General features: G+C 55.9%; 11 protein-coding genes. 3 read left to right on the top strand and 8 right to left on the bottom strand.

Annotation, left to right across the window (positions count from 1 at the left end; translation table 11 throughout):
* Positions 1 to 103: 103 nt before the first annotated feature.
* On the top strand, positions 104 to 319 hold the full coding sequence (locus ACJ8HH_RS20120) for a hypothetical protein (protein WP_071883832.1): 216 nt from the start codon (positions 104 to 106) through the stop codon (positions 317 to 319).
* Between the two features lie 85 nt (positions 320 to 404).
* On the opposite strand, the gene ACJ8HH_RS20115 is transcribed toward ACJ8HH_RS20120, so the two are convergent.
* The 5 genes from ACJ8HH_RS20115 to ACJ8HH_RS20095 form a co-directional block, all read right to left on the bottom strand.
* Complete coding sequence (locus ACJ8HH_RS20115) at positions 405 to 716, bottom strand: hypothetical protein (protein WP_060452033.1); 312 nt, start codon at positions 714 to 716, stop codon at positions 405 to 407.
* Positions 713 to 1,288, bottom strand: a complete 576-nt coding sequence (locus tag ACJ8HH_RS20110) for a hypothetical protein (RefSeq protein WP_060452032.1) — start codon at positions 1,286 to 1,288, stop codon at positions 713 to 715. Before ACJ8HH_RS20110 ends, ACJ8HH_RS20115 begins: the two co-directional genes overlap by 4 nt.
* 154 nt (positions 1,289 to 1,442) lie before the next feature.
* Positions 1,443 to 1,766: a hypothetical protein gene (locus ACJ8HH_RS20105; RefSeq protein WP_049213428.1), complete on the bottom strand. Its 324-nt coding sequence runs from the start codon at positions 1,764 to 1,766 to the stop codon at positions 1,443 to 1,445.
* A gap of 9 nt (positions 1,767 to 1,775) precedes the next feature.
* Complete coding sequence (locus ACJ8HH_RS20100) at positions 1,776 to 7,496, bottom strand: DUF637 domain-containing protein (RefSeq protein ID WP_080441031.1); 5,721 nt, start codon at positions 7,494 to 7,496, stop codon at positions 1,776 to 1,778.
* 60 nt (positions 7,497 to 7,556) lie between these two features.
* Positions 7,557 to 9,224, bottom strand: coding sequence for a ShlB/FhaC/HecB family hemolysin secretion/activation protein (locus ACJ8HH_RS20095; protein ID WP_033648823.1), 1,668 nt, complete (start codon positions 9,222 to 9,224; stop codon positions 7,557 to 7,559).
* A 376-nt stretch (positions 9,225 to 9,600) separates the two neighbouring features.
* On the opposite strand from ACJ8HH_RS20095, the gene ACJ8HH_RS20090 reads away from it, so the two are divergent.
* Both ACJ8HH_RS20090 and ACJ8HH_RS20085 read left to right on the top strand, forming a co-directional pair.
* Positions 9,601 to 11,055: an SIR2 family protein gene (locus ACJ8HH_RS20090; protein ID WP_033635522.1), complete on the top strand. Its 1,455-nt coding sequence runs from the start codon at positions 9,601 to 9,603 to the stop codon at positions 11,053 to 11,055.
* Entirely contained in the window at positions 11,052 to 11,543 is a 492-nt protein-coding gene (locus ACJ8HH_RS20085; protein WP_033648824.1) for a TIR domain-containing protein, read from the top strand. Before ACJ8HH_RS20090 ends, ACJ8HH_RS20085 begins: the two co-directional genes overlap by 4 nt.
* 69 nt (positions 11,544 to 11,612) lie before the next feature.
* Here the strand turns inward: ACJ8HH_RS20085 and pstB are convergent, their stop codons facing one another.
* From pstB to ACJ8HH_RS20070, 3 genes are read right to left on the bottom strand one after another with little or no spacing between them, the layout of a single operon-like run.
* Entirely contained in the window at positions 11,613 to 12,425 is an 813-nt protein-coding gene (pstB, locus tag ACJ8HH_RS20080) for a phosphate ABC transporter ATP-binding protein PstB (protein WP_019452422.1), read from the bottom strand.
* A gap of 28 nt (positions 12,426 to 12,453) precedes the next feature.
* Complete coding sequence (gene pstA / locus ACJ8HH_RS20075; RefSeq protein WP_033648825.1) at positions 12,454 to 14,103, bottom strand: phosphate ABC transporter permease PstA; 1,650 nt, start codon at positions 14,101 to 14,103, stop codon at positions 12,454 to 12,456.
* Positions 14,100 to 16,271: an ABC transporter permease subunit gene (locus ACJ8HH_RS20070; protein WP_197766304.1), complete on the bottom strand. Its 2,172-nt coding sequence runs from the start codon at positions 16,269 to 16,271 to the stop codon at positions 14,100 to 14,102. The genes pstA and ACJ8HH_RS20070 overlap by 4 nt, the downstream gene beginning before the upstream one ends.
* Positions 16,272 to 16,484: the final 213 nt, after the last annotated feature.

Genomic DNA, 16,484 nt, shown 5'->3' with positions numbered 1-16,484 from the left:
GCGCTCACATTACGGAGTAACGTTAACAACAGAGTCACATTAAGATGGTAAGATTAAATAAAAATTCAGACCTATTTTATGTTACCTACGAGCGAGAAATTTCATGCATAAAGTATCAAGCTTATTTATCTTTATTAGCCTTATTATTTTAATTATTGCGTTTTCATTGAATCTCTATGGCCACTACGCCACCAGTAACTCAAACGCTGTACCGCTGTTTTCCCCGCTCTGGTGGACACGCTGGTTCCCGCTCTACGCCTCGGGCGCTGCGTTGCTGTTGATAGGGCTGGTCTTGCGGGTTTCGGGGCGGGGACGTTAAAAAAACAGAAACGGCTCCGAAGAGCCGTTCTCATTAAATCTCACATTTTCACCGAAAAATCTGTAGCCTGACAAAGGTGGTTTTCTCAGTAAAAATCTTGGTCTATAAGCCCTTCTGATTTCAAAATAGATAAGAACCGAACATAGGCTTTCTCATCATATTCAAGCACATCATCCAATAGATTCTCGTCAATGAGAGAATGATGAAAAATCCCATGATCATAATAAACAAACTGCCCCTCCAATCGAGGATCAACAACAGTTACTGCATCCATATTAATTGCCGTCAACCCACCACTATTTCTCGGCAAACCCAAAACTACTGTTTGCGAGTTGAACTGGACCCAGTAAATAGCAAACACATTGATCTCTTTACCATCTTTCATTTGAACTATCATGGCTTTTTACCTTCACTCAATGAGGGGCCAGGTTGAATAGTACTACGTTTGGGTGACGTTATCTTCATATCATACGCCTTACCTGTGTTCGAGTTGAACTGATAGTGAATGCTTATTGTACTTCCATCAGGCAAATAATGTGTTGCATCCATTTTCTGGAATCCTGCATCAACCGGGAAGCGAGAGTCATTATTCAGTCCTTTCAGTGGAGTTCCGTGCTCTGGGTTGTTTCTCACTATATTCCAAAGAACTTTCTCATTTAAATCGCGTGGTGAAGTAACTTGTATCCCTTTCGCCGTAGATATCCCTTCAGCATCTTTGATTAACTTCTGTGTCTGTTGGCTTAGACCAACGAGATTGGGCGATTTAAATGCAGCCTTCTCAGCTGCCTTAATGGTGTTGGTGGTCACCTTGACACCCAGCTTACCTGCGCCGGCGGCCCCAGCAAACAGCCCTAGCCCAGCCATCGTTAGTTTACCAAACTCCAGACCTGCACCAAAAGCGCCATCCACGCCGGCATGTTCGTACTTCGTCTTGAATGTTTCGACCCGCCCCAGGTATTCCTGTTTCACACTCTCGCCGATAATCGAGAAGCGTTCATCATTTTTATCAGGATTAAAAATCTAAAACCCCTAGCAATCCAGAATACAAAACGCCCGACAAAACTTATCAGGCGTTATAGGACTGGAAGTGTCAACCGCTATCAGAGCCAGTCAATTTTAAAGGTTACTCGGCGGGCCACGATAAACCGTTTTTAAATTTTTCGTACCAGAATAACCTTGAATATTGATCATCTCGTTCGAAATGGTAAACCAAGTCACGAGTATGTTCATCCAGGTGAAATTCATATTTATACAATGCTATCGCTAATTTTTCTTGTATATTATAAATCTCATCAAACTTCAATTGGCTTTCCTCATAAGTAAGCCTGGCTATTTCTGCGATTAATTCTTCACAGCGTGAATTATACTTGATAACATATTGCTTTATTAAATTCACACTATCTTGGTAACGTTTTAGCTCTCTCTCCATATCACTCCAAACATCCATAATAATCACCTATTTATTTCTCATTGGTTGAATGTGCCCAACTTGCTTAGTTGATGGATTATATATCATTTCTAATCCAGCCCCCTCATACTTAAAATACCCCGGAGCTCCTCTTGGATCTGCGACTACCTTCGGTTTGCTGTTCATAATTTCACGTGCTTGTAAGAAAGGAGCTGGTCGTCCCTGTCCCCATAGCCTTTCATAGTATTCTTTACTGAATTTAAAGTCATCAGCAGAATAAAATTTACCGTCAAAGACTATCGGCTTGCTACGACCACCTCGAGAAGCTTCAAGGACTACCCCTGCGGTTGATAATAATATTGCGGCCCCTTTCACAGCCTCTTTAGATAGCCCTGAAAATTTACTAGCATTTTCAATCCATTGATTCAATACAAAATCACTACCATCATTTAATTTGTCACTTTCAGTATAAGTAAATAGCTGAGACAGCTCCATTTCAGGATAGAGAGGATAGTTACCATAGCGTTGCTTTTCATGTAAAACCCAGTAATTAGCAAGTAATTGATCTTCATATTTGGTGCTTTTATATTTTTCCATCAAAGCTTCATAGTTAACACGTTCCTCTGAACTAAGAGACTCCTGTGCAGTACAATTAACTTGTCGACATGAGGCTGCCAACAATCGGGCCTCTTTTTCCTTGTCTCCTTTAGCCAACTCTTTAATCGCGTTCAACTCATCCAGATGCAGTTGACGATTAAAACGCTCAACGACTTCAGCAGCATTTGCTCCGCTATTAGCTCCATTAGCCTTGCCTGTCGCCAGCGCTCCGGCAAAGGCGCCCGCTACGCGGCTGATTTGAGCCTGACGCTCTTGCCAGCCTTCACTTCTGACCAAATTATCATTGATGATCACCCCGGCCAGCTCCGCCGCCAGCGCCCCTGCCGCTGCGCCTTTGGCATTGCCCTTGCCGATTTCTGCGGCCACGCCCGCCAGAACGGCATGGCTTACGGCACGGCCCGGTATATTGAGAACCTGACCGTTATCCCCGATCAGATTGGCGCCCTCGGCCTGAACCTGGCTGCCGATGTTCGCCAGCAGCGCATTGGTCAGGTTGTCCTTGAAGCTGCCGCCGTTGATGGCGGTATTCAGGCTGGAGCTGATGACCGATTGCCCGGCCACCCGCTGCGCCACCTTGCTCCAGTCGCCGTTGCTCAGCTGCGGCAGTTTGACGTTGTTTGGATTGAGCGGTTTGCCCGCCGCGTCCTTGCTCCAGCCCATCGCGCTGTCGAAACCGTTGAGCGCGCCACCGATCGCCATCGCCGTGGCGGTCGCCTTGACGTTCTCATTGCTACCCAGCGCCTGCAGGGTTTTCGACAGGTTGCCCTGGTTCTCCACCAACGCCACCGCCGCCTGGGAGGCCAGCGAAGACATCCCGGCGGTGACCGCACCGCTGGTTACCGCCCCGCCGCCCACGGCGCCGGAAACGCTGGAGGCCGCCGTGGCCGCCAGTGAACTGCCTGCGGTCACCGCCGCGGCCGCGATGGCGATCACCGCCGCCACCGCCGGGTTCAGGTGCTGGCTCTTGTAATCCCAGCTGTCGTAAGCGTCTTTGACCTTGCTCCACTGCACGTCGTTGCGCTTGTTCAGATCTTTGACCCAGGTGGTGCCCGGCGTATTGCCCAGGGCGTCGATGGCGCTTTGCAGCGCCTGCCCGTTTTTCACCTTCACATCGGCGCTGACGCCCTTGGCGGCCTCTACGGTCAAGGCGCCACCGGTATGAATGCTCGGCAGCACCCACTTATTGTCTTCGTACCCTTTATTGGCCTGCTTGATAAAGAAGCCTTTCGAATTGCTGACGGTCTGTTCGAAAGAGGTGTTTTTCACCGCGCGGAAGTTAACCTGGCCACGGGAACTGGTCAGGCGCGCGTTTTGCCCGGCGGCGATTTTACTGGCTTCATAGGTGCTGTCGTCGCGGCTCATCAGCGTGATATTGCCGGCGGCGGTAAACTCGGTAACCTTGTTGGTCACGTCATGGCGGGTCTGCTTAACCTCGGTTTTCTTGCCCCACCATTTGCGCTTGGTTTCCTTTTTCTCGTAATGGCTGGACTCTTCCATTGCCTGGGCGTAGAGATAGCCGCCCTTGGCGGCGATATCCATATTGCCGACACGCATGGCCTCTGCCTGGTTGTGGGCATCGACCTGGGCTTTCAGCCTTGTTTCTTCCGCATGTTTAGCTTGGGCTTCCTGTTGGACGCTAACTAATTTCCTATTTGCGTTTACCTTTTCACTATCAACAGAATTCAACGCTTGTTGGGCGGCGTGTATCTCATTCTTTTTTTTGATTATGCGTTGACGCAAATTTTCATATTCATCTATCGTCTTTTTTCGAATTGCCAGCGCAATCTCATAACCATCACCGGATGTTTCCGCAGGATCGACACCATAAGGGAATGGGTCAAATGCCTTCCCTCCCTCATTAAGCAATCTATCCAGATCTGAACGGGTTTTTATTTCAATATTCCCCATATCGAGGTGATAAGTCCCCGTACCCGGTATCATTACAGAACTACTGTGCTTGTATGAAATAGGATGCTGAGCAGGATTATCGAGTAACAAACCTTCAGGCGTATTTCTAACGTTGTTCAGTACATTCTGTTTTTGATTAACATTTTGCTCTGCATTTCTAACCGCCTGCTCCGCCGCCGCTATCCGGCTTCCCCAATCCGTCACCGCCACCGACGGTTTCCAGTTCGCCCCTAATCCTTTAACCACCAGTTTGGTCGCCTGGAACAGAATGCTGCCGCCGGAAATCACCGTCATCAGGCCGCCGGCATTCAGCTCGGTGCCCTGCTGAGTGCGAGTTTCGGTGAACTCGTTGCCGCCCTCGCGGTAAGTGTGATTTTGCACCGCCTCGAAACGCATATCGCCGCCGGAGGTCAGCGTCATGTTGGCGCCGGAGGTCAGCCTGGCGCCGTAAGTCAGCAGTTGGTTATTCGCCGACGCGGTCAGGTTTTTACCCGCGCTGAGGGCTGTGACCACATGGCGGTCGTCTTTGTTGTTGTCGTTGGCGGCATCAATGGCGGAATAGGCCAGGTTCGACAACCATAGATTCTGCCCGGCCAGCAGCGTGATATTGCCGTTAGCGGAGAGCGCGCCGCCCTGGGTGCCGATGTCGCGGGCCGAGTTAATCAGCAAATTGCCGCCGGCGTGTACCCGGCTGCCCAGTTCAGGCGTGCGGGACACAGGGAAAAGCGCATTGAATCGACCGTCAAGTTCACGGTAGTTAAGATCGGCGTTATGGGCGGCTAACAGCGTAACGTCCTTATCCGCATTAATCTTGGCGCCGCGGAGCGCCAGATAGCCACCGCTATTGAGCAGAACCGAACCCGTTGCCCTCATTTGGCCACTGGCCAACAGCTGGTTGAAGTATTCCTGCCGTTTAGCCGGAGAAACCGGCCCCCCCAATAGCGCCCCCTCCAACAACGCGCTGTTTTTTACGATTGCAATGCTGCCGTTAGCCGTCATGGCGATATTGCGACTTTGCGGCGCCAGCAGCGTATTCAGCAACGTAATGGTACTGCCAGCCGTGAGAGACAGATCGCGTGAAGCCTCAAGGCTGCCCAACCAACGCGAACCGTCAGGGCGGAAGTAGTGAGGTTTCTCGCTGGAATGTATCTTTATCTCACCGTTTTTGGCGTTTAGCGTGACGTCCTGCCCTTTCAGCTCACTTTGCCAGGCGTCGATGGCGTTGACCGCCGTCAGAGACAGCTCTTTTCCGGCGGCCAAAATGCCTTGCCCAAGAACAATCCGATCTTCGGCAATCGCGGTGATATTGCCGTCGGCACGAATCGCATCAGTACCGACGATGTTTTTGGCATGCAGCAGAACATTCCGTGCCTTTAGCGACTCTGGCCTGCCGGAGGTGACCACTTCATTCAGCTGATTTTCATGAGGCGTCGGCGTACTGATCTCTATCTTATTTTTAAAATCCGCAGTGAGATTATTGCCGGCGGTAATCGATGATTTTTGCTGCCCCTTTGCTCGCCAGACGACAAGTTCCTGCTGCTTGGTATAAGGCGCTTTTTCCGTGACATACAGCAGATCCCAATCTCCGGGAGGCGCATCTTCGTCACGGGCAAACGCCCCAACGCCAAACGTGTTCGTTCCCAGACGCCAGTACCGATCTTTCTGGCCGAGTTGAATGCTCTTTACGGTAAAATCGTTCCCCGTCAGGATCAGATCTTTGGCCGCGCTGATATTCGACTGATCGTTCCATAACGTTGTCGCGTTGATATAAGCGTTGTTGCCTGAATTTATCACCCCCGGCGCCTGCGATTTCACCAGAAGATACTCGTCTTTCCCCACATTAACCTTGTCGCCTTTCGACAGGTTGATTTCGCCAAACCAACTGCCGATGCCAAAGTCCTTCAGTTCAGGCTCCAGCAGCACAATAGCGTCAACACCTTGCCGTGAGTCGTAATAACTTCCTACCAAGGATTTATTGAACGCTTTAGAGTTAGCGGGAGTATTTTTCCAAACGGCTTGAACCTCTTGCCTGACATTGTTCAAATTCTCCGTGCGTATAACCAAGTCACCGCTGTTGGTCTGAATGCGTGCAGAGCGGTTTTCTATCTGTTTGGCTTTATTCCCCTGAGCGTCTTTCTGAATCCAGAGATTATTGTTGCTATGCAATGCGGTGTTGTCGCCATCACGTAGTGCCACATTGCGTACCGTATCGGCAAACACCCGCATATCGCGATGCGCCGTAACATTGCCGTTGTTATTGAGCGTATCGGCAGCCATTGTCACGTCACGTTCACCGCGCACCTTAACGCCCGATGAGATATGAATTTCCCTGGCGCTGGCGTTCAAGTCTGTCGCTGCCTGTGTATTGCCCAACTCAATCCGCCCGCTAACGCTCAGCGTAATATCCCGCTGTTTGCTGGTGAGGTCTTTCAGGTTCACCCCTACCCCATCCTCATTGGCCACCAGGCGGATTTTGTTGGCGTACATGCCGCCCAGTGCCTTGGTGTCCACCGCCAACACTGGTTTGGCGCCTTCGCCGGCGATCGGCTTGATGGTGCCGTCTTTAAAACTGATGCGGTTAGCGCCCTGGGTCAGCGACAGGTTTTGCGCGTTGATTTTGCCGTTCAGCTCGGTGGCGCGGCTGATGATGTCAACATAGTCGGCGCTGCTGCCGTCCAGCCCTTTACCGCCGATGGTGACGCCGCCTTTTTTCACCTCCAGCGCCTCCAGCGCGCCCTGCTTGTCGAACTGCGGTTTGCCGGTGGTTAACGTCACGCCCGGCGCGTTGATAAAGCCGCAGCCGTTGCAGGTGATGCCATTCGGGTTGGCGATCATCACGTTGGCTTTGTTGCCGAACACCTCGAGCTTGCCCTGCAGCTCGGAACGACTGCCTCCGGTGACTTCGTTGATGATAAGTTCTGCTGGCTTCCCTTTCAGATTCGGGTTGCCCTTTGCATTCTCAATAGTCACGCCCAGTTGGGTCTTGCCACCCTGGATGGCATTATTCAGCACCGCACCGGGCGTACCGACGTTAAAATCCTTGTAGGTATTGTGTGAAATCCCCGCGCCGTTCGGCGTGGCGATATTCACCACCGGTACGTTGCCCGGCTTGATAACCACCTGCGTATTGCCGTTAGCGGCGGTAATGCCGGCGGCGAACGCCGGGTGCAACGGCTGGAAAGCCGTCAGGTAGATCAGCAAATAGCTGGCGCCCCGCGCCAAAGGGGAAGTGGACTTATCCATATTCATTCCTTCGAAAGGATGTTGTTTTGAACGCCGAGGCGCTCCTGCTGTGTGCTGGCGTTATAACGTGACGGTGGCTTGCCAGTAGGCCACCCAACGATCCGGTTGCAGGCTGCCTGGGTGCGTCAGCGATTTACCGACGGTGACCGCCTGATTGAACCAGCGGCCGTTTAACGTCGCGCTCAGCGCCGCGCCGGCGACGCTGCCGCCGTCTATCAGACCGGCGCGCCCCTGCAACCAACCGGCGTCTAACGCGCCGGTGAAAGAAAGCTCTCCCAGCCCCGGCAACGTCTGCCATTGCCAGTTGAGTTCATTGCGCCAGTAGGCGCCGCGATTTCCGGTCAGGTACTGCTCTTTAAAGCCACGCACCGAGTATTGCCCGCCAATGGAAATGCGCTCGCCGGCATACAGGTTGTCTGCGCTGGTTTGCCCATAGGCCGAGGTCAGGTAATAGAGAGAGGGGGCGAGCGGATAAAAGTAGCTGGCGCTGAGGCCAAGCTTGCGGAACTCGCTGCGCGGCGCCCCGTCGCGCTCAGGATCGTCGGCGGTGGCGCCCAGCATGCGCAGCCCGCGGCTTACCGTCGGGTTCAGCGTCATATAGCCGCCGCCCGCAGCCGCACTGTAATTGAGGCCCAGGCTGGCGACGCTGAGCGTCGGGCTGCTGACGCCCAACCGTTCCCCCGCCAGCTTATTTTCCGTGGTACGCCGCGCCAGCCCGATATCGACGGCCAGCTTGCGTTTGCCATCCCGCAGCAACGTGCGGTTGGCGCCCAGACGCTGGGTCTGGTTGTTGCCCTGATAGCGGTAAGCCGCGCCGTTGAACGGCACCCGCTGGAAAAAATCGTTCCAGGCGTACTGGTAACTGAACAGCCAATAGCCGTAGGGTAAGGTGACGCCGCCGTTCAGGCTGCGGCTGCGGTAATGCGGGCTGAAATCGTTATTGCGCGCTGCGGAAAGCGACCATTGATCGGCGAGGCGCAGCGGGTTATCCAGCGTGAAGGCGGCGTTCATCTGCCCGGTGCCGGTGCTTTTCTGGCCGCTGTTGTCGGCGCCGAAAGAGAAAGAGACCGGCGCACGCCGGGCGCCACGCAACAAAACCACGTTGGAAAAGCCGGGTTGTTCGCCGGGTTGAATATCGATAGCCACCTGTTGCGATGGCAGGCGGTTGAGCTGCTCCATGCCCTGCTCAATATCGCGCAGATTCAATACGTCGCCAACCAGGCCGGGAAACGCCATTTTCAGCGCCAGCGTCTGCTCGCCGTTCTGCGTGATGGACTCGATTCGCCCTTCGCTGGCGCTCACGGTCAACACGCCGCGGGAAATATCCTGCTCCTGCAGCCAGGCCTGCGAGGTGACATAGCCGCGTTGCAGATAAGCATTGGTGGTTTCGCGCACCAGACGGTTGATGTGATCCAGCGTCAGGCAGCGCCCCTGATACGGGCGCGCCAGGCTTTCTTTTACCGACCAGGAAAGATGTTCGGCGCCCTGAAAAACGATTTGCCGCACCGGTTGGCAAACCGCCCCTGCGGCGGCCGACACAGGCAGCGGCAAGGCCGGCAACTCAACGTTATTTTGCAGCGCCTCGCGCTGTTGTTGCGCCTGTTCCAGCAACGTTTTCTGCTGTTGGGTAATGCTGTCGCGGTCAGCAGGGCTGGCGATCTCCGCACACCACGCCGGAGCGCAGAACGCCAAGAGTGCAGGCCAAATCCCGGGCTTCCATGCACACATTTAAACACATCCATTTACGTTAGTTTACATAGATTATCGAAGTATATACATTTTACGCCGGCGATCAATGATAATGAGAATTGTTTTTGTTTGATCGGGTTCACAACGTGGTTAAACATCAGGAATATATTTTGTCGAGCTTGCCGCCACATTTCCTGATGGCGGATATTATTAACACATGAATTAAAAACCCAAATAATTACCAATAATAAATTCAAGAGTTAAATAACACGCACAATATCGCTAAAAATAAAAAATAAAGTTTACAAAATTAACCCGCCGTCTTACCGTGATATTTTGTTTAATGCAATTATTCATGAAAGCCATAATTTACAACTAACCAATCAAGAACCTCGAACAATATCAGGATTTCCTAATGCCAGAACGTGATATAGAACTGTTTATTCGTGATTACGTTAATGATATCAAAGCCGGCAGCGCCGCGCTATTTGCCGGTGCCGGGCTGTCCATACCCGCCGGTTTCGTCAGCTGGAAAGAGCTTATCGGTGATATCGCTTATGAATTGGGGCTGGATATAGAAAAAGAAAGCGACCTTATTTCTCTGGCTCAATATCATCTCAATGAAAAAGGCAACCGGCATAAGATAAATCAAAAAATAATTACAGAATTCGCTGAGCAAGCGGAAGAAACTGAAAATCATCGGATCATTGCCAGATTGCCGATAGCGTCACTCTGGACAACCAACTACGACGATCTGATTGAAAAAACCTATGCCCGTTATAATCGCGTCTGCGACGTTAAAACCACGCCGGAAAGTCTGACCAACAATATTCACAAGCGCGATGTTGTCTTATATAAAATGCATGGTGATTATAGAACACCCAACCAGGCGATTATCACCCGCGAACAATACGAAACTTACTCCCGTACACACCTTCCTTTTATCAACATGCTGATGGCGGAGTTGACCGCCAAAACCTTCCTGTTTATCGGTTTCAGCTTTGAAGACCCCAACCTGCAATACGTATTGAGTCGCCTTTACGCGCAGTACGGCGAAGGGAAAAGAAACCACTACTGCATCATGCGGCGCGTTCAGCCTGGCGACAGCGGCAGCGAGGATCAGGCGTCTTATGATTACAACAGCCGAAAACAAAGCCTGATGATCAACGATCTGCGCCGTTACGGCATTCAAACGCTACTGGTGGAGGACTATCGGCAAATCACCGACCTGCTATATGCCATCGAAACGCAATTCAAGAAAAGCACGGTGTTTATCTCCGGCAGCGCCGACAACTACCACCCCTATGCCCGTGAAGAGTCCATCCAGTTCATACACCGCCTGGCGCGCCTGCTTATCCGCAAACAGTACCGCATCGTCAACGGCTTCGGTTGGGGCGTGGGCACGGCGGTGATCAACGGCGCATTGGAAGCCATTTACGCCAGCGGGGGGAAAATCAGCGAAAGCCAGCTGGTGCTGCGCCCTTTCCCCCAATTCGCCAGCGGGGGCATTACGCTGCCGGCACTTTGGCACGAGTACCGCCAGAACATGATTTCGCTCAGCGGCATCGCGGTCTTTTTGTTCGGCAACAAGCGTAACGCCGAAGGCGAATGCGTGCTGGCCGACGGTTTATTGAAAGAGTTCCACATCGCTGCGGAACAAGGCTGCGTCTGCATTCCTATCGGTTGTACCGGCGGCGCATCCGCCGAGATCTACCGAAAAATCAAGGAGGAGATGAAAGACACCCTCTATCACCGCCATCCCGTCGCCATGAACCTGCTGGATCAACTTAACGAGCCGGGCAGCCTGGCGGAGAAGAAAACATGCCTGTTGGCACTTATCGATATCATTACTAAGGATAATCCTCGATGACCAGAAAATGTTTTTACAGTTTCCATTATGAGCCGGACAACTGGCGCGCTTCTCAGATACGCGAAATGGGCTCGCTGGAAGGTAACCGGCCGGCCACGGATAACGATTGGGAGGAAGTGAAAAAAGGGGGTGACGACGCCATCGCCGCTTGGATCAAAGGCCAGTTGGACAATCGGAGCTGCGCCGTGATTCTCGCGGGTAAAGATACCGCCAATCGCAAGTGGATCAACTTCGAAATCTGCGAAGCCTGGAAGAAAGGCATGGGCGTGCTGGTGGTGTATATCCATAACCTGAAAGACAGCGCCGGCGAACAAGCCCGAAAAGGCAACAACCCGTTGGATCATATCAAGCTGGGCGACACAAAACTCTCCGCTATCGCCAAAGCCTATGATCCGCCTTATTTGACCAGCACCAATGTCTATAATCACATCAAGGAAAATCTGGCGGAGTGGGTAGAAGAAGCGATCCGCATTCGCGAAAATTACTGACGGCCGCCCTAAAGACGAAAGGCTGCATTATCCCGCAGCCTTTCGTTCGCTAGGGGGGCGGCACGTCGCTCACCCATACCGCCCGGTAATATAATCTTCGGTGCGGCGCTGGCGCGGCGAGGTGAAGATGGCGTCGGTGTCGTTGTACTCCACCAGCCGCCCCTGATGAATAAAAGCGGTGTAGTCGGAGACGCGCGCCGCCTGCTGCATGTTGTGCGTCACCAGCACCACGCTGTAACGCTGTTTCAGCGCGGAAATCAGCTCCTCGATGGTCAGCGTGGAGATCGGATCCAGCGCCGAGGTCGGCTCGTCGAGCAGCAACACTTCCGGCTCGATGGCGATGGCGCGCGCGATCACCAGGCGCTGCTGCTGGCCGCTGGACAAGCGGAACGCATTTTCACGCAGCCGATCCTTCACCTCATGCCACAGCGCGGCGGCGCGCAGCGAACGCTCCACCGCTTCATCCAGCAAGCGCCGGTCGCGCACGCCCTGCAGCCGCAGGCCGTACACCACGTTTTCATAGATCGATTTCGGGAACGGGTTCGGCCGCTGGAACACCATGCCCACCCGCCGCCGCAGCGCCGCCACGTCGATCTGCGCGCCGGAGATCGCCGCGCCGTTCAGCTGCAGATCGCCCTCGATGCGGCAGTTGTCCACCAGATCGTTCATGCGGTTGAAACAGCGCAGCAGCGTCGATTTGCCGCAGCCCGAAGGGCCGATCAGGGCCGTCACCCGGTGCTTCGGAATGCGCAGCGAAATATCATGCAGCACCTGTTTGTCGCCATAAAACAGGTTCAGTCCGTTGACCGCCAGCGCGGTCTGTTCATCGTCGAGATGCTGGACATCCAGCCGGGGCAAACTGCCTGGCGTCATCAAACCCATTACGCACTCCCCAAAAATAGCGTCATTGTTACTGCGACCATGCTCGGTACCGCTCCCTCAACGAATGGCGGATACCCATCGCCGCCAGATTCAAACTCACCACGATCGTCACCAGCAGGAAGGCGGTGGCGAACACCAGCGGCCGCGCCGCCTCTACGCTCGGGCTCTGGAATGCCATATCGTAGATCTGGAAGCTCAAATGCATAAACTTCCGTTCCAGGTGCAGATACGGGAAAATCTCGTCCACCGGCAGCACCGGCACCGATTTCACTACCCCCACCAGCATCAGCGGCGCGGTCTCCCCGGCGGCGCGCGCCACCGCCAGAATCAGGCCGGTCATCATCGCCGGCGCCGCCATCGGCAGCACGATGCGCCACAGCGTCTCGGCCCGGCTGGCGCCCAGCGCCATCGAGCCCTGCCGCAGCGAGGTGGGAATGCGCGACAGCCCTTCCTCGGTGGCGACGATCACCACCGGCAGCGTCAGCAGCGCCAGCGTCAGCGCCGCCCACAGCACGCCGGGCGTGCCGAAGGTCGGGTTGGGCAAGGATTCAGGATAGAACAGCTGGTCGAGCGTGCCGCCTATCATATAAACGAAAAAGCCGAGGCCGAAGACGCCATAGACGATCGAGGGCACGCCGGCCAGGTTGACCACCGCAATGCGGATCACCCGCGTCAGCAGATTGTTGCCGGCATACTCGTGCAGATATACCGCCGCGATCACGCCAAACGGCATCACCACGATCGACATCAGGATCACCATCAACACCGTGCCGAAAATGGCCGGGAACACCCCGCCTTCGGTGTTCGCCTCGCGCGGGCTGTCGGTGAGGAACTTCTTCACCTGCTCGCCCCAGTGCGCCAGCTTCTCGCTGGTGTTCATGGCGTTCGGGTACCAGGCATCGCGTACCTGGCTGAGCGGAATGGTCAACGTCTGGCCATGCATATCGCGCAGCAGCAGCGCATCACGTTGGCGATCGCGGTTCAGCCCCGCCAGGCGTTCGGACAGCAGCTGGTATTGCCGCTGCAGCTCCAGCCGCTCGGCCTTGATGGCGTCCTGCGCGCGGGCGTCCAGCTTATCGTCGCGCTGCAGGCGCTTTTCCCGCAGCCGCAGCGCGTCAAACTGCTGATTGATGCGCGCCATATCGCGAAATTGAATGTCGTGCGCCTGGCGCGAGAGCGCGGCGATTTGCGGCAGCCGCTGCTGCAACGCCTGCCCCAGATTGCGGCCGGTCAGCGGTTGCCCGTCCTCCAGCAGCCCCGCCAGATAGCCGTAAGCGGTGCCGTGGCTGTCGCGCTCCAGCACCAGCAGGCTGCGCGGCGTGCTTTGGCTGCCGATGTCGCTGGCCAGCAAGGTGCGGAAATCCTGCCCTTCACGCTCGCGGTTACCGACCTTAATCAGATAGCGTTCGACGCTTTGCGCCTCGCCCGGCGGCGTCACGCCCGCCTCCGTCAGCTGGCGGCGCGAAATGCTTTGCTGCTGGTACAGCTCGCCGATCACCGTCACCGGCCCGGCGCCGTTCTGATTCAGCTCGAACTGATAAACCGGGCTCGGCCAGAAATAACGCATCCCCTGCCCGGCCAGCAGCAACAGAATGCCGATCAGCGCCAACAGGCTGACGGCCACCGAACCGGCGGTCAGCCAAATCCACGGCGATCCGCTCTTCACCCAGTTCTTCATGGCGCCTCCTGATTCGGCGTGTAGCGCTTGCGCAGCCGCAGGCGCACCGCCTCCGCCAGCGTGTTGAACACGAAGGTGAAGATAAACAGCACCAGCGCGGTCAGGAACAGCACGCGGTAATGGCTGCTGCCGGAGACCGCCTCCGGCATCTCGATGGCGATATTGGCCGCCAACGCCCGCAGCCCCTGGAACAGGCTGCCGTCGATAATCGGCGTATTGCCGGTGGCCATCAGCACGATCATGGTTTCCCCCACCGCGCGGCCAAAGCCGATCATCAGCGCGGAGAAAATGCCGGCGCTGGCGGAAGGCAGCACCACCTTGACAACCGTCTGCCATTGGGTGGCGCCCAGCGCCAAAGAGCCCTGGCTCAGGGTGGCCGGCACGCTGAACAGCGCGTCCTCCGCCAGCGAGAAGATGATCGGCACCAGCGCGAAGCCCATCGCCACGCCCACCACCAGCGCATTGCGCTGGTCGTAATTATCCCCCAGCCAGAAATGCAGCGGCTCACCGAACAACGCCACCTCCAGCCGCGGCCCGAGGCTGAGCGCCAGCCACACCGTCAACGCCAGCAGCGGCAACAGCAACAGCAGATCGACACCCGGCCGGCAGCGCGGCATAAAGCGATGAGTCAGCGCGCCGCACAGCAGCACCGCCGCCGCCAGCAGCAGCGGCAACGCCAGCACCGCCAACAGATACTGCTCGATGATCGGCGCCAGCCAAATGCCGGCCACCAGCCCGATCACCACCGTCGGCAGCGCGCCCATCACTTCGATAGCCGGTTTGATCACCCGACGCAGCCCCGGCGTCATAAAATAAGCGGTATAGATAGCGCCGGCCAGCGCCAGGGGAATGGCGAACAGCATCGCGTAAGCCGCCGCCTTGAAGGTGCCGAAGATCACCGGCATCAGGCTGAATTTCGGTTGATAACTGTCTTCGCCGGAGGTGGATTGCCAGACGTAGGCCGGCTGCGGGTAGTTCTCATACCACACCTTGCCCCACAGCGAACGCCAGGTGACGTCTGGATACGGATTGTCGAGTGCGTAGCGCTGCCAGCCCTGCACGCTCTCCAGCAGCAGGCCATCGCCGCGCGGCGCGAACGCCATCTGCCGCACCTCGGCGCCCAAGCGGGCATTCAGCAGCGGCTGCGGCTGAATGGCGGAGAACAGCGAAAAACCGCCGTCGGGCCGCAGGGTGGCGAACACCCGGCGGTAAGGCTCGGCCACCGTCAGCTCCCGCCCGTCGGCGCCGTGGTCGAAATGCTGCACCGGCGTCAGGCGCCAGCGCTGCTCTTTTTCTACTTCGAACCACTCGCGCAGATTGCCGTCGGCGCCCTTGATCAGCAGCGCGCTGCCGCCGGGCAGCGCCGTCATCTGATACGGGGCATGTTCGCCAAGGGTACGCGTTTCACGCAGCTGCAGCTGCGCGCCGTCGATTTCATAACGCGCCAGCCGGTTGCCGGTCAGCAGGTAAAGCTGGCGGCCATCCGGCGTCAGCACCAGTTGCTCAGCATCATGTTCCAGCGGCCGCTCGCTGAACTGCGGCGGCCGGTCAGGGCTGAAACGGCCGAACACCAGCCGCCGATCGTCGGTCACCCCAGCCAGCAAATACTGCCCGCGATGTGCATCCGCCAGCGACAGCAGTTTCAGCGGCTTGCGCTGCGGATCCAGCGCCAACGGCTGCTGCCCGAGCGGGAACAGCCACTGCGGCCGGCCGGTCTCCGCCGTCGCGAAATCCGCGCGCGCCACCACCAAGCGGCCGTCGGCCTGCGCCAGCGCAAACAGATCGCGCTCTCCGGCGGCCTGCGCGAGCAGCGCCGGCTTGGCCAACAGCGTCTGCTGCGCCAGCGGCGCCTGGGGCTGGCCGTTCGGGGTCGGCGTCAGGCGATAAAATTGCCCCGCGCCCTGCGCGTCAATGCGGTAACCGACGCGCTGCTGCACGTCCATGCCCAGCGCCAGCGCCGGGGCCGACGCCGCGATCGGCAACGGCTGCGCCTGCCCAAGCGAGGCCGGTTTGAACAACGGCAGCACCGCAAACAGCAGATAAACGAAGATCAGCATCAACGTCATCAGCACCATCAGCCCGCTGGCGGTCACTGCCGCCTGCACGCCGCGGTCGATGCGCCCGCGCATGCGATCTCGGGGATGTTGATTGGCCGTCGTCTGTGTCATGTGTCTCGCTGTCGCTGATGTAATCGGGCTTGCGCCGTAAGATAACCGGGCATCTTATGTCAGTTTTATGACGTTTGCATGACAAAGTTACCCAATCCCCACCAAGTCATTTTCACTACCAACAGGCAATATGGCGCTGATATATTGCTGAAAAATGAACGCAAATACGCTTTATAACGCCAATAATAAGCTTGGAAACCTTAACTTAATGCT

This window comes from Serratia sp. CY32780 (assembly GCF_052169135.1).
Taxonomy (GTDB): Bacteria; Pseudomonadota; Gammaproteobacteria; order Enterobacterales; family Enterobacteriaceae; genus Serratia; species Serratia sarumanii.
The sequence above is the reverse complement of the archived record's forward strand: the minus strand, read 5'-3'. Positions and strand labels throughout refer to the sequence as shown.